Origin of the sequence: Hanstruepera ponticola (assembly GCF_012931685.1) — a bacterium.
Classification (GTDB): Bacteria; Bacteroidota; Bacteroidia; order Flavobacteriales; family Flavobacteriaceae; genus Hanstruepera; species Hanstruepera ponticola.
In genome coordinates this window covers 63361-77698 of record NZ_JABANC010000008.1, presented here as the reverse complement: position 1 = coordinate 77698, position 14338 = coordinate 63361, and the positions used below count along the sequence as shown (strand labels likewise).

12 protein-coding genes and 1 pseudogene are annotated in these 14338 nt (G+C 34.3%); 4 read left to right on the top strand and 9 right to left on the bottom strand.

Annotation, left to right across the window (positions count from 1 at the left end; genetic code table 11):
* The 3 genes and pseudogenes from HGK31_RS13915 to dnaK all read right to left on the bottom strand — a co-directional run.
* Positions 1–2131, bottom strand: a pseudogene (locus tag HGK31_RS13915) (hypothetical protein); the annotation flags it as partial.
* A gap of 401 nt (positions 2132–2532) precedes the next feature.
* Positions 2533–3333, bottom strand: a complete 801-nt coding sequence (locus HGK31_RS13910) for a T9SS type A sorting domain-containing protein (RefSeq protein WP_191860871.1) — start codon at positions 3331–3333, stop codon at positions 2533–2535.
* A 258-nt stretch (positions 3334–3591) separates the two neighbouring features.
* Positions 3592–5499, bottom strand: a complete 1908-nt coding sequence (gene dnaK / locus HGK31_RS13905; protein ID WP_104733929.1) for a molecular chaperone DnaK — start codon at positions 5497–5499, stop codon at positions 3592–3594.
* Positions 5500–5689: 190 nt separating this feature from the next.
* Between dnaK and HGK31_RS13900 the strand changes: the two genes are divergently transcribed.
* Entirely contained in the window at positions 5690–6187 is a 498-nt protein-coding gene (locus HGK31_RS13900) for a hypothetical protein (RefSeq protein WP_191860869.1), read from the top strand.
* A 79-nt stretch (positions 6188–6266) separates the two neighbouring features.
* On the top strand, positions 6267–7691 hold the full coding sequence (locus tag HGK31_RS13895) for an L-serine ammonia-lyase (RefSeq protein WP_191860867.1): 1425 nt from the start codon (positions 6267–6269) through the stop codon (positions 7689–7691).
* A 1-nt stretch (position 7692) separates the two neighbouring features.
* On the opposite strand, the gene HGK31_RS13890 is transcribed toward HGK31_RS13895, so the two are convergent.
* A complete protein-coding gene (locus HGK31_RS13890) occupies positions 7693–8481 on the bottom strand; it encodes a porin family protein (protein ID WP_191860865.1) in 789 nt (262 codons plus the stop codon).
* Positions 8482–8542: 61 nt separating this feature from the next.
* A complete protein-coding gene (locus HGK31_RS13885; protein WP_191860863.1) occupies positions 8543–9001 on the bottom strand; it encodes a nuclear transport factor 2 family protein in 459 nt (152 codons plus the stop codon).
* Between the two features lie 122 nt (positions 9002–9123).
* On the opposite strand from HGK31_RS13885, the gene panB reads away from it, so the two are divergent.
* Together panB and HGK31_RS13875 are read left to right on the top strand one after the other, a co-directional pair.
* Complete coding sequence (panB, locus tag HGK31_RS13880) at positions 9124–9942, top strand: 3-methyl-2-oxobutanoate hydroxymethyltransferase (RefSeq protein WP_191860861.1); 819 nt, start codon at positions 9124–9126, stop codon at positions 9940–9942.
* Positions 9943–9961: 19 nt separating this feature from the next.
* On the top strand, positions 9962–10660 hold the full coding sequence (locus HGK31_RS13875; RefSeq protein WP_191860859.1) for an RluA family pseudouridine synthase: 699 nt from the start codon (positions 9962–9964) through the stop codon (positions 10658–10660).
* On the opposite strand, the gene HGK31_RS13870 is transcribed toward HGK31_RS13875, so the two are convergent.
* From HGK31_RS13870 to HGK31_RS13855, 4 genes are read right to left on the bottom strand one after another with little or no spacing between them, the layout of a single operon-like run.
* Complete coding sequence (locus tag HGK31_RS13870) at positions 10655–11497, bottom strand: sensor histidine kinase (protein ID WP_233451135.1); 843 nt, start codon at positions 11495–11497, stop codon at positions 10655–10657. The two genes, HGK31_RS13875 and HGK31_RS13870, sit on opposite strands and share 6 nt — an antisense overlap.
* On the bottom strand, positions 11490–12194 hold the full coding sequence (locus HGK31_RS13865) for a hypothetical protein (RefSeq protein ID WP_191860857.1): 705 nt from the start codon (positions 12192–12194) through the stop codon (positions 11490–11492). The genes HGK31_RS13870 and HGK31_RS13865 overlap by 8 nt, the downstream gene beginning before the upstream one ends.
* Before the next feature lie 8 nt (positions 12195–12202).
* Positions 12203–12727, bottom strand: a complete 525-nt coding sequence (locus HGK31_RS13860; protein WP_191860855.1) for a hypothetical protein — start codon at positions 12725–12727, stop codon at positions 12203–12205.
* A 45-nt stretch (positions 12728–12772) separates the two neighbouring features.
* Entirely contained in the window at positions 12773–14311 is a 1539-nt protein-coding gene (locus HGK31_RS13855; RefSeq protein ID WP_191860853.1) for a YifB family Mg chelatase-like AAA ATPase, read from the bottom strand.
* Positions 14312–14338 lie beyond the last annotated feature (27 nt).

The following is a 14338-nucleotide window of genomic DNA, read 5'->3' as shown; positions in this document are numbered from 1 at the left end:
TGTTTCCTGTACTGGCTGTTATTACCGGAACTTCTGTATCCTCTGTCCATGTATAAGTTACACTGACTTCCACTGCTTGATTATCACATGCATCTGTGTAATTAGCTGTCCAGGTCTGACTATAAGCACAACCATTATTTGTTGGTCCTGTTGTTTGTCCGATTACTGGTACATCCTGATCCAAGCAGTTATCACTCGCACTAAAAGTTGGTGGTGTGATCGTTGGATTACATTCAGTGTAATCTATGTTTCCTGTACTAGCTGTTATTACAGGAATGGTATCATCATCAGCTACTGTAAATGTGGTTTCGCAAAATTCTGTTTGCTCACATTGATCACTCACAGTATATCTTATTTTAGCAATACCTCCACCACAAACACTTGGAGCAGCGAATTCGCCTTCCGTTACTTCAACATTATCTATATAATACGTAAATGATTCTGTAACTATTCCGCCTCCACCTTCATAAGTGAATCCAGCAGGATTTTTCCAATCGTTAAATCTGGTATCAATATCATCATTACAGTCAACAGAATCAGTATCTGGACAATCTGGAACTAGCGTTTCAGCTGTGTTTATACTATTTACAGTAAACTCTTCGCTTTCAGCAGTACAACCAGGTTCACCAGCTATAATCACTGTAGCAAAAACTTTATATACTCCAGCTTCTGTAACTGCTAAAGTATTAGAATTAGGATCTGTACCAGGAATTAAAACCCCGTCCTTGTACCATTCATACGTATACGTTCCTGGAGGAGCAGGAGTTGCAGTTAATATAACTTCAGATTCAAAGCAATCTAAATCGTCACCCGCTAGTGTAACTGTATATTCTGGTGTATCACCTAAATCAAATGGTCCAGCCATATCCTTAAGCTCAGCTGTAAACGAGTCTGAAGAACGTGTTTTAACAATAACACTTCCAAGAGGAGCCTGACAATCACCAGTTGAAGATCTTGTATCTAATCCTAAAAGGGTTGCATTAATACCAAATTCAGCCAAAGTTGGCATGATATACTCATTGGTGAAACTTCCATTGGGTGCAACTGTACCCCAAGATGGCGCTGCAACATTTGCAGAGGTATTTACTTGGGCAAATATAGCCGCCTCACCGGTAATATCAGATCTTAAAGAAATTCTAGCATACCCGAATGGTATATTATTATCATTATTACAATTGTAAAATTCAAAATTACCATTCTCATCACCAAAGTTAAATGGTCTGAATGGCAAAGTATTGAAAGCAGCATAACCACCTGGGAAATCACTACTATCAATCCAGGCATATAATCTTACATCAGCTACGGCTCCACCATTAGTATAGTTAGCTGATAATATTATATCTCCATGAGTAATAACTACACCACTAGCAGGATCAAAATCATACGATGTGTGTCCGCAATCTGTTCCTCCTGTGACTAAAGTTCCATTATTGTTATTATCAGCTGGCACTTCATCTTCATCAGGAATATAGGTTACTTTTTCTCTAAAATATTCAAAATCAATATAGCTTGTACCATTATCGCTTCGGGTAGAAGCTGCAGCAAATGCCCATTGATCATCATTATTTGGAAAAACCGCATCAGAGTCTCTACGTAGATGTGCATAAATATCTATGATATCATTTTTTTGAGGCACATCCCCTTCTTTAATGGTCCAAGTTGTTGGATCATCAAAATTTTTGTCGTCACTGGCACCAAACACATTGGAGTCCATATTGCCTCCTTGCGTGTTTTGATCTCGTATATATACGGCATCAATCCATGTATCACCATTTACAACTGTGTAAACAGGAACCGACATTCTAAATTCTTTTGATACATTGGCACCAGAAGCCAATTCAGCTATATCAGCGGCATTGGTTTCATCAATAACACCTAATCCAGATACGCCTTGCACCCAGTCATCAGTTCCTACACCTGAATCAGGACTAAAAGAAAATAACCCTGAATAGACATCTCCATCCACGGCAAAATTAACGTGTATTGAAGATCCTAAAGGAACTGATTGTGCTTGTACATTTGTGCTTGAATTAAGTAAAAAACCTAAAACCAAGCAACAAAATAATAGCATTTTAAAAGGACTGTTTTTGTAAAACAAACCCTTAATTGAAGTAATTTTGTAATTCATCATAACTTACATATTTGTTAATACCCTCGTTTGCATAAACAAGTAAGTTATTGTGTAAAAAAGACAAGTAAATGTGGCGCAAATCGATATGAATACACTTTTTTGTGTAATCAATCAAAGTTTGCTACAACCAATATATTGCTATTAATAAATTTCTTGAGGAGATTACAAACTTAAACTATTTATTTTTAATAAGCAAAAAATATTGTTTATAAATATCTAAAAAACAACTAATTAAGGTTTGTAATTCAGATTAAAACTATTGATAATGCTAGAAAACTAACGCTAAAGATCATTTCATAATATCTCGTTGTTTCAAGACTGCGACTCTAAAAAATAATTAAACCAATAAAAAAAGACCCAATGAATTGAGTCTTTTTATTGATGAAATGAAATAGTAATCTTTATTTTTTGATAAACTTATAAGTTTTTGAAACGTCATTAATTTTAACTCTAACCAGATAATTTCCTATTGTCAAGTTTGAAACATCAATCTTGTTATTAATGATTCTATTTGTATTAGCTTTTGCAACTTGCTCTCCAAGAATGTTATAAATTTCTATACTAGAAATAGGCTGGTTAGTTTTAAATGATAATTCATTTACTACAGGATTTGGAAATATAGAGAAATCATTGAATTCATTATCTAGAGTAGAAAGTGTGTTAGTATATTCTACCCTGAAGTCATCTAACAAAAGATAGTCTTGATTACTGCAATTATAGTGTCTGAAAATTAATTTCACAGATTTATTCGCAAAATTATTTGGGATAGTAATTTCAATATCATTAGCAGAAGCAGGTCCTCCTTGTGCTAATGTTTGTTGAAACAACATAGTGTCATAAGGACTTCCTACGCCAACTTCTTGGATGTAAACAGCGTAAGACTCCAAGTAATTTGTAGCACTCGATGATGCTACACGTACATTAAGCTTAATATCGTTGGCGTCGTTAGGAATAAAAAACGCTGGAGTAAAAAGTGCATTATCAGGTGTCATAGAAGATGAAGGCGATCCATAGAACCTTCCAGATTGAAAACCAAACGTTTCACCACCAGAATAATAGAACCAGTTAGAGCCATCACCATCATTATCTTCACCAGACCATCCTGTTAAATCCTCACAATCTGATGACCATATCGTTGTTTGGGCAGAAATTGTCCCAACTGATACTATAAATACGATTAATAAAAGTAAATTTCGTTTCATAATTTTTGCTATTAAATTGATGAAGTAAATGTATAGAACATGATGAATTTATCTTTGAAATGCTATTTTTTTTCGATAAAATGCAATTTATTTGTAAGAATTATAGATTTTTTGTAGTCTAAATCCTATTTTATAAATAAGAAAACGCAACCAAAAATGGTTGCGTTTTTTATATTATTTGAGATTCCTAGAACTTGGTCGGAATGACAATTAATTTTACTTCTTCGAAATTTATCTTTCGACTCCACTCAAGACAGGTTACTTGACTTCTTCAAAGTCTACGTCTTCAACATCACTACCTTCATTAGATGCTTCTGCATCACCTTGAGGTTGCTCTGCTCCTGCACCACCTTGTTGTGCTTCAGCTTGTGCTTTGTACATTTCTTCGCTCGCTACTTTCCAAGCTTCGTTTATTTTTTCCAAAGCTGGATCAATAACTGCTAAATCTTTAGTTTCAAAAGCTTTTTTCAATTCTTCCAAGGCTTCTTCAATTGGCTTCTTTTTATCATCTGATAATTTATCACCAAATTCTTGCAACTGACTTTCAGTTTGGAAAATCATAGCATCAGCTTGATTTAATTTATCAGCAGTCTCTTTAGCTTTGGCATCTGCTTCAGCATTTGCTTCAGCATCAGCTTTCATTTTTTGAATTTCCTCTTCTGTCAATCCTGATGATGCCTCAATACGAATATCTTGAGACTTACCAGTGGCTTTATCAGTTGCTGATACTTTTATGATACCATTAGCATCAATATCAAACGTTACTTCAATTTGAGGTGTACCACGTCTAGCTGGTGGAATACCATCTAAATGGAAACGTCCAATGGTTTTATTATCTGCTGCCATAGCACGCTCACCTTGTAATACGTGAATCTCTACTGAAGGCTGATTATCTGCAGCTGTTGAAAACACCTGTGATTTCTTTGTAGGTATTGTCGTGTTTGCTTCTATAAGCTTTGTCATCACGTTACCCATAGTTTCAATACCCAATGATAATGGTGTTACATCTAGCAATAAAACGTCTTTAACATCTCCTGTTAAAACACCACCTTGGATACCTGCTCCTAAAGAAACAACTTCATCTGGGTTAACACCTTTGCTAGGTTTTTTACCAAAGAATTTTTCAACAGCTTCTTGTACTGCTGGAATTCTGGTAGAACCACCTACAAGAATAATTTCATCTATATCACTTTTTGATAATCCTGCCGCTTTAAGTGCAGACTCGCAAGGTTCAATAGTACGCTTTACTAAATCATCAATTAATTGCTCAAATTTTGCTCTTGTTAAGGTACGAACCAAGTGCTTTGGTCCACTAGCAGTAGCAGTAACGTAAGGTAAATTGATTTCAGTTTGAGCAGAAGATGATAATTCAATCTTTGCTTTTTCAGCTGCTTCTTTTAAACGTTGTAAAGCCATTGGGTCTTTACGCAAATCAATATCTTCGTCAGCTTTAAACTCATCAGCCAACCAGTTTATGATTTTCTCATCTACATCATCACCACCAAGATGCGTATCTCCATCAGTTGATAATACTTCAAATACACCATCTCCCAATTCTAGGATAGAAACATCATGTGTACCACCTCCAAAATCAAAAACAACGATTTTTTGGTCAGTACCTTTCTTATCCATACCGTAAGCTAAAGCTGCAGCAGTAGGCTCATTAATAATACGCTCTACTTTTAAACCTGCAATTTCTCCAGCTTCTTTAGTTGCTTGACGTTGCGAATCATTAAAGTATGCTGGTACAGTAATAACTGCACGTGTTACATCTTGTCCTAGATAATCTTCAGCAGTTTTCTTCATTTTTTGAAGAATCATGGCTGATAATTCTTGAGGTGTGTATAAACGACCATCAATATCTACTCGTGGTGTATCATTATCACCTTTTACTACTTTATATGGTACGCGTTCTGCTTCATTTTTAGATTCAGAATATTTATTTCCCATAAAACGTTTGATAGAATAAACCGTTTTTGTCGGGTTTGTTACTGCCTGACGTTTTGCTGGGTCACCAACTTTAATCTCGCCTCCTTCAACAAAAGCGATTACCGATGGTGTTGTGCGCTTACCTTCTGCGTTTGGGATTACAACAGGTTCGTTACCCTCCATAACAGAAACGCAAGAGTTTGTTGTTCCTAAATCGATTCCAATAATTTTACTCATAATACTTGTATTCTTTATTTCTTTAATTTAATTGTGTTGAATTATAAATTTTATTCATCATGCTAATGTCAAGTATTGTGCCATGACAAAAAATATGACAGCTTGTCACATTTTTTATAAATTAGGTTAAACTTTACTACATCTCTTTAATTATTCATACTTTTAAAAAACGAATCAAAACTTATTTATCATGAAGAAACTTGTAATAGTCATTATATCATTTATTAGTATCCTTATCATTTCTTGCGAAGGTCCATCTGGTCCACCAGGTCCTCCAGGAGAAGATGGTGGTCTTATTGTTGCGCCTGCTTTTGAAATAGAAATAGATTTTAATTCGGGTAACAACTATGAATTTATTGAACCATATGGATTCACAATATATCCATCTGACGTCACTTTGGTTTATATTTTATGGGATGTAATTGATGGTCAGGAAATCTGGCGTTTAGTGCCACAAACTGTTGAATTTAATGAAGGGACTCTTGTTTACAATTATGACTTTACCAGAGAGGATGTTCGATTCTTTTTAGACGGTACCATTAATTTTAGTTTATTAGATTCCGTATGGACTCAAAATCAGGTATTCAGAGTCGTTATAGTTCCTGCCGATGATGTTGGTAAACACATTTATACAGATTTAGAAGCGGTAATGAATGTTTTTAATATTAAGGAATTTAAAAAGCATTAACAGGTGTAATCGTTCCTTTTTTCATGCTATCATTAAGAACTAAATGTATATTTGTGGTTAAATCTAACTAATCATTTTTATGGAGTCAATTTCTGTTTTTGATATGCTGAAAATTGGTGTGGGTCCTTCAAGTTCTCATACTCTAGGTCCTTGGCGCGCAGCTGAACGCTGGATAAAAGAATTGAAAGACAAAAAACGTTTTGACAAAGTTGAAAAAATCACCGTTGATCTTTATGGTTCACTATCTTTAACAGGAAAAGGACATGCCACCGATTTGGCTGTTATGTTGGGTTTAAGTGGAGCCGATCCTGAATTAATTCCAACCGAAACAATTGATGTGGTAATCAGTGCCATTAGCAATTCTGGAAATATTATATTCAACAATGAAAAAGCAATTCCGTTTAATGCCAAAACAGATATTACGTTTAATAGAAAATTTTTACCATTTCATTCCAATGCACTTACATTTACTGCAACCGTAAATGGCCGAAATTACAAATCAACCTACTACTCTATTGGTGGTGGATTTGTGGTTCAGGAAGAGCGAAAAGTTGCAAAAGCCAACAAAATCATTTTTTATTGTACGTTTCCTTATCCCGTTGAAAATGGCACACAACTGTTAGATTTCTGCAATCAGTTACAGATGCCGATATCGGGAGTTGTTTTAGAAAATGAAAAATCAATCAGACCCATTGAAACTATTGATTTTGAATTACAACGCATCTGGAACACTATGTTAGAATGCATGTATTTAGGATGTCATACTGAAGGAAGTTTACCTGGAGGGCTCAATGTAAGAAGACGTGCTTTTGACATGCATAAAAATTTAATTGGCGATACACCCTATTTAGATCCTACCGAGTGGATTCAATCTATAAGAAATACCGAAGTAAAGTTTAGACAAATTATAAAATGGGTTAGTTGTTTTGCACTTGCCGTTAACGAAGTCAACGCTGCATTAGGACGTGTTGTGACAGCACCTACTAATGGAAGTGCTGGTGTTATTCCAGCAGTTTTAATGTATTATTTAGTTATTGAAAATCATGATGGAAATTTTGATGATATCAAACGCTTCTTATTAGTTGCTGGGGAAATAGGAAGTATCTTTAAAAAAGGTGCTACTATTTCAGCCGCAATGGGTGGCTGTCAAGCGGAAATTGGTGTATCATCAGCGATGGCAGCTGCTGCACTTTGTGAACTACAAGGAGGCACTCCTGAACAAGTGTTGATTGCCGCTGAAATAGCCATGGAACATCATTTAGGGATGACCTGCGACCCTATTGGAGGTTTGGTTCAAATTCCGTGTATTGAGCGCAATGCTATGGGAGCTATCAAAGCAATTAATGCCTCGGAATTGGCATTAGACACTGATCCAAAAAACGTAAAAGTCCCTTTGGATAAGGTTGTTCAAACCATGTGGGAAACGGCCAAAGACATGAATACCAAGTATAAGGAAACTAGTGAAGGTGGTTTAGCTGTAGGTGTACATTTAAGTGATTGTTAATTTATAAGTAATAAACGTAGCCAAGAGAAAATAAGACACTGCCTACGCGACTCTTTCCAAATGTTTCGTCCTTTTGCAAGGGTATAAATCCATAAGTACCCCTAACCTCAAATAATATTTCAGATTTATTGGTTACTTGTTTGGTGACACCCAAACCTAATACACCTCCAAAATTCACATCATTTAAACTATCTTTCACATCAGTTTTTGCATCAAACGATGTCTCCGGAAATAATGCTATTTCTCTATCTTCATCAAAATAAATTTGACTGCTCCCACTAGTAACTTGTGTAGCTTTCATTAAAAATCCAATGTAGGGTCCAGCATTAGCAAAAAAACGCCAATCGTTACCATATGTATATGTATATTTAAGTAGTAGCGGAATTTCAAAATATTGCAATTCATTACGATTTTTAAAATCAGCATAAAATACGGTACCTGGAGGAATTTGCTCTGCTATATCAGGTGGTAGATTACTCTCTAATGCTGAAGGTGGAATGGGTTGATATTCATTTCTTTCGCCTCCCTTTTTAGCATAATTAAATTCAATTTGTGCCGAAATCGCTTTAGTGATTTCATAATTGAAGAAAATACCGACTTCAAAAGAAGCAAATGACTTAAAATTTTCAGTATAAATATTATCAGATTTGTCAGATAAAGAAGGTAAGCTTAATCCACCTTTTACACCTATTCTCATTTGACTTTGTAGAGTGTCTGACTGAATCACATCTTGAGCAAATAACGCTAATGAAAAACAAACACAGGATGCCGTTATAATTCTTTTAAACATAATTTAGATAGTTAGTTAGATAACCAAATATCAAATTATTTTAAGCATAAAACAAATAAAATCAATCTTGACAACCTGTTCGCCTTCTCGTATCTATTAAATAGATTATTTTCCAGGTACCATTATCGTGAAATAATTGAAATGAATTGACGCCACAATGACTAAACTCTCCATTGAACCAAAATTCATAAGGTGTCCAAACATTTGCCATATTACCGTCTACCTGAACTTTATACTCCAATATTTTTTCTTCCCATTTTTGATCTTCAGTTCTATTTGCTACTGCGCTAATTAATTTTCCAGGTTCATCTGTCACCAAAACATCTTTACCTTCTTTTGTTTTAAAAACTGTTTGCATTAAAACCTTGTCCATCATTACAGACTTCATAAGTGTTGTGTCACCTTTATGAAACCCTTCAAAAAAAGTTTTGATAGTCTGCTCTGCTTGTTGTTCCGCAGACTCTTGACCAAAAATAGTTGTTGATAATAACACGGTTAGGTAGAATATAAATCGTTGCATAATTAGTTTAGTTTTAAACGAATATAATATTAGATGGTCTTATTTTCAATCCTATAAAGAAAAGTTTAACACTATATATCTAATTTAGTATTTTTACAAACTAGAAATTTTAAAACAACACTATGTCAGTTGCTAAAAAGGGATACAAAAGAATTACAGTAAAAACATTGGTAGATATGAAAGCTAATGGCGAAAAAATATCCATGCTTACCGCTTATGATTATACAATGGCAAAAATTGTTGATGGTGCTGGTATTGATGTTATTCTTGTTGGTGATTCGGCTAGTAACGTCATGGCTGGTCACGAAACCACATTGCCAATTACTTTAGATCAAATGATTTATCATGCTTCTTCTGTAGTCAGAGCAATAGATCGTTCATTAGTCGTGGTTGATTTACCTTTTGGAAGCTATCAAAGTGATCCTAAAGAGGCATTACGTTCTGCCATAAGAATTATGAAAGAAAGTGGTGGTCATGCTGTAAAACTTGAAGGTGGTAAGGAAGTTAAAGAATCAATAAAAAGAATACTCAATGCAGGTATTCCTGTAATGGGGCATTTGGGGCTTACACCACAATCAATCTATAAATTTGGAACCTATACGGTAAGAGCCAAAGAGGAACAAGAAGCAGAAAAACTAAAAGAGGATGCCTTGATGCTTGAAAAAGCTGGTTGTTTTGCTATAGTTTTAGAGAAAATCCCTGCAAAATTGGCAAAAGAAGTCGCTGAAAGTGTGAGTATTCCTGTAATTGGAATTGGTGCTGGAAATGGTGTTGATGGTCAGGTATTAGTACTTCATGACATGATTGGGATGACCCATGAATTTAATCCGCGTTTTTTACGAAGATATATGAATTTGTATGAAGATATGACGCAAGCTATTTCTCAATATGTTGACGATGTGAAATCACTTGATTTCCCGAGTGATAAAGAACAGTATTAGTGGTTAGAAATAAAATATCTTGAGTTCAAAAATCGTATCTAATAAAAATAATCTGCAAGTTCTTTACGAAGACAATCACATTATTATTGTCAATAAACGTGCTGGTGATATAGTTCAAGGTGATAAAACTGGTGACAAACCTTTAAGTGAAGTAGTGAAAAGTTTCATAAAAGAGAAATACAACAAACCTGGTAACGTTTATTTAGGTGTTGTACATCGGTTAGATAGGCCAACTACAGGCATCGTCTTGTTTGCAAAAACTAGCAAGGCGTTACCAAGATTAAATAAATTATTTGCAGAAAAAAAAGCAAATAAAACCTATTGGGCTCTTGTTAAAAATATTCCTGACAAAACAGAAAGCACGTTGATTCACTGGTTGAAAAAGAATTCTAAAAACAATAAATCTTCAGCTTTTATAAAAGAAACCGAAGGCTCAAAAAAAGCTATTCTTCACTATAAAACGATTAGACAATTGGATAATTATTTTTTATTAGAGATTGCGCTGGAAACAGGAAGACATCATCAAATCAGATCGCAACTATCAAGTATTGGTTGTCCTATAAAAGGCGATTTAAAATATGGTTTTGACAGAAGCAATAAGGATGGTAGTATTAGCCTACACGCTAGACGTTTAGATTTCACACATCCAGTCTCTAAAGAACCTATTTCTATTACTGCACCTCTCCCTGATGATCCTGTATGGAATGCTTGTTTATAACACCAAGGTTTTAGGTTTTCTGTAAGGATAAATAACTTCCAACTCCGTGCCTTTACCTATTTCTGATTCTAATTCATAAGTAGCATTTATTAAATTGGCTCGATTTTGCATATTCATCAGTCCAGCACCTTTTTCTATTTGCTCAATATCAAAACCTTTACCATTATCTTTAGCATGAAGAATAAGTTTATCATCCATATATTCAATAGTTACAGAAAAGTTTTTTGCTGAAGCATATTTAACGGTATTTGAAATAAATTCCTGAAAAATCCTAAATAAAATAATGCTGTCTTTTTGATTTTCAAATAATGCTTTATCTCCTTTATCTGTTAATGTAGCATTCAAGATTTTTAACCTATTTAATCTGTCGATTTCGTTTTGTATAGATTCATGAAAACCTTTATTAGCTATAACATCACTATTTAACGATTTTGATAGCGCCCGAACTTCTCTCAAACTATCTTTTACAACATCCCTGGTTTCTGAAAATTGCTCTTTTATCGTTTCGTCAACAGCCGTTGTCATAATACTTAATTGCATATTAGCAACTGACAATAGTTGGCCGATATTGTCATGCAATTCTTGACCAATGTTCTTTAGAGTTTGTTCTTGAATTTCAATTTGCGTATTAGAAATTTCCTCTTCAAAAACCTGTTGTTGCTTTATTTTATCTAAAAGAAGTTTGTTTTTTCTTTTTTGAAACACTACAAAAAAAACAATAACTATTGTAGTAATTATTACTAATGTAAATATCATGTAGATTAACAAGTAACGTTCAGATTTGGTTGTTACTTGTAAACTACTAATTAAAACTATTAAGTAATTTAAACTATTCATATTCAGGTTTTGATACTACTAACGCAATTGCAAAGCCAAGATACATAAAGATATTTGCTGCTAATTTTATTGTCCATTTAATTGCTACGTAACCCCAATCTTGTTTAGTATTATAAACTTCAAAAAAGCCCAAGGGTGTTGTTACCAACCACCAAATAAATATAATAGCCGAAACATAAAAATAAATTGAACTATAAAAGTCAAACAATTTTTCAGAGTTTAAAAGTTCGTACAGATAAAATATGGAGCTTAACAAAATGATACTCAAGCTTAAAATATTAATATAAGTTTCTCTTTTAATAAAAAAGCTATCAAACCTAAATATTATGGTTAAAATAATGACTATTATGTATAAGTATCTGGCATAAAATATTATTCTTTTAAAAAAAATAGATTTATATCTCTTACTTAAAAACCATGAGTAAAACAAGGTCGCAGCACTGGTCCAGCTAATAGTGAACCACCAGTAATTCTTTTCTAGAATAGTACCTTCAATTAAATAAAACAATTCAAGGTCTTTTAGATATCTTGGATAACTACCAACGATTTCAAGGAAAACAATCCAAACTAAAAACCATATGAAATATTTAACAGGCGTATTTTTATATTTACTATATAATAACACCCCTGTTAAAGCAGCAATAAGCTCAAATGATTTCGTTAATATAGAATAATAATTTTCTAAAAATTCCTTCACAAATCACATTATTGTGGATAATTTGCAGAAGGAGGATCACCTAATCCACCATCATTCATACCATCACCTCCTGGTATGTCACCACCACCTACACGCTTAAATTTAAAGAATGAACTACTACCTTCAGATAAAGACTCACTACCAGTTGGTACCATAAATACAGTTGTATAACCTGCACCTAATTTAGGATCGTCCGGATAGGCTGCCATATAAATACGAATACCGTCCATATTATAACCTAAAGCCGTAGATTGGCTATCAGCATATTTTATATAATTTTCAACATCAGTTAACGAAAACCAAACCGATCGGTTATCTCCACCTTTTCGAGTAACTATGGAATCACTAACTAATTTGTATCTAGAATTATAAGTAGTGTCTAAAATTTTTGCTTGTTCGGGTGATATTAGACCTTTAGGTTTTACAATAGGAGCTTCAACCATATCTTCTGTTGCCCCACAATTTGGACAAAAATAATAAGTTGCAAATGCTCCCAGCAAAGCTCCCAAAATAAGAATTGATAATTTTTTCATGTGTATTTGGTTTAGTTAATATTTGTTTTAAAGTTAGTAAAAAATTCAGCCTAGCCAACCTTCTCTATCTAAACTTCTGTATTGTATAGCTTCACTAATGTGCGAGCCATTTATGTTTTCCGATACTTCTAAATCAGCAATAGTTCGTGCTACTTTTAAAATTCTATCATAGGCTCTCGCTGATAAATTTAATCGTTCCATAGCCGTTTTTAAAAGCTGTAATGATGCATCGTCTAACTGACAGTGCGTTCGTATTTGCTTGGTATTCATTTGTGCATTATAATGTACTTTATCAGAATCCTCAAACCGTTTAGTCTGAATTTCACGGGCAGCTGTAACCCGTTTTCTGATATCAACAGATGATTCAGCTTTTCTATCATCAGAAAGTTTTTCAAAAGGTACAGGCGTAACTTCAATATGAATATCAATTCTATCTAATAACGGCCCAGATATCTTACTTAAATAACGTTGCATTTCTGCTGGTGATGATGTTACTGGCGCATTTGGATCGTTAAAATAACCTCCTGGACTTGGATTCATACTGGCAACCAGCATAAACGACGATGGATATGTAACTGTGAACTTTGCCCTAGAAATTGTTACCTCTCTATCTTCTAATGGTTGACGCATAACTTCCAAAACTTCCCTTTTAAATTCAGGCAATTCATCTAAAAACAAAACACCATTATGCGACAATGAAATTTCTCCTGGTTGCGGATAACTACCTCCTCCAACAAGTGCAACATTAGAAATGGTGTGATGTGGACTTCTAAAAGGGCGTTGTGACATAAGTCCGCTGTTTTCTTTGACACGACCAACAACTGAATGAATCTTGGTGGTTTCCAAGGCTTCACTTAAAGTCATAGGTGGTAAAATACTCGGTAAGCGTTTAGCTAGCATAGTTTTTCCTGCTCCAGGTGGCCCAATAAGTATTATGTTGTGACCACCAGCCGCAGCAATTTCCATGCAGCGTTTAATTCCTTCTTGCCCTTTGACATCAGAAAAATCAAACTCGGGGAAATTAAGCTGCTTTTCAAATTCTTCTCGCGTATTGATGATGGTTTGTTCCAATGGTATTCCTTCATCAAAGTACTCAATAACTTGCTTGATATTATCTACACCGTAAACTTGCAAATCATTCACAATAGCAGCCTCTTTTGCATTTTGCTTGGGTAGAATAAACCCTTTAAAACCCTCTTCTCTTGCTTTTATGGCTATAGGCAAAGCTCCTTTTATAGGCTGTAAGGTACCGTCTAATGACAACTCACCCATTATGATATAGTTGTCTAAATTATCTGCCTGAATTTGACTGGATGCAGCTAAAATACCTACTGCCAATGTTAAATCATAAGCACTGCCTTCCTTTCTTAAATCAGCAGGAGACATATTTATGATTAGTTTTTTACCTGGTATTTTATAGCCATTATTTTGAAGTGCTGCAGCAATGCGAAAATTACTTTCTTTAATAGCGTTGTCTGGTAACCCAACCAAGTGATAGCCAATACCTTTATCTACATTGACTTCAACGGTTACAGTTGAAGCCTCTACACCAAAGACAGCACTGGCAAAAACTTTTTTAAGCATCTAGAAATTTGTTTAGATTAAATGTAA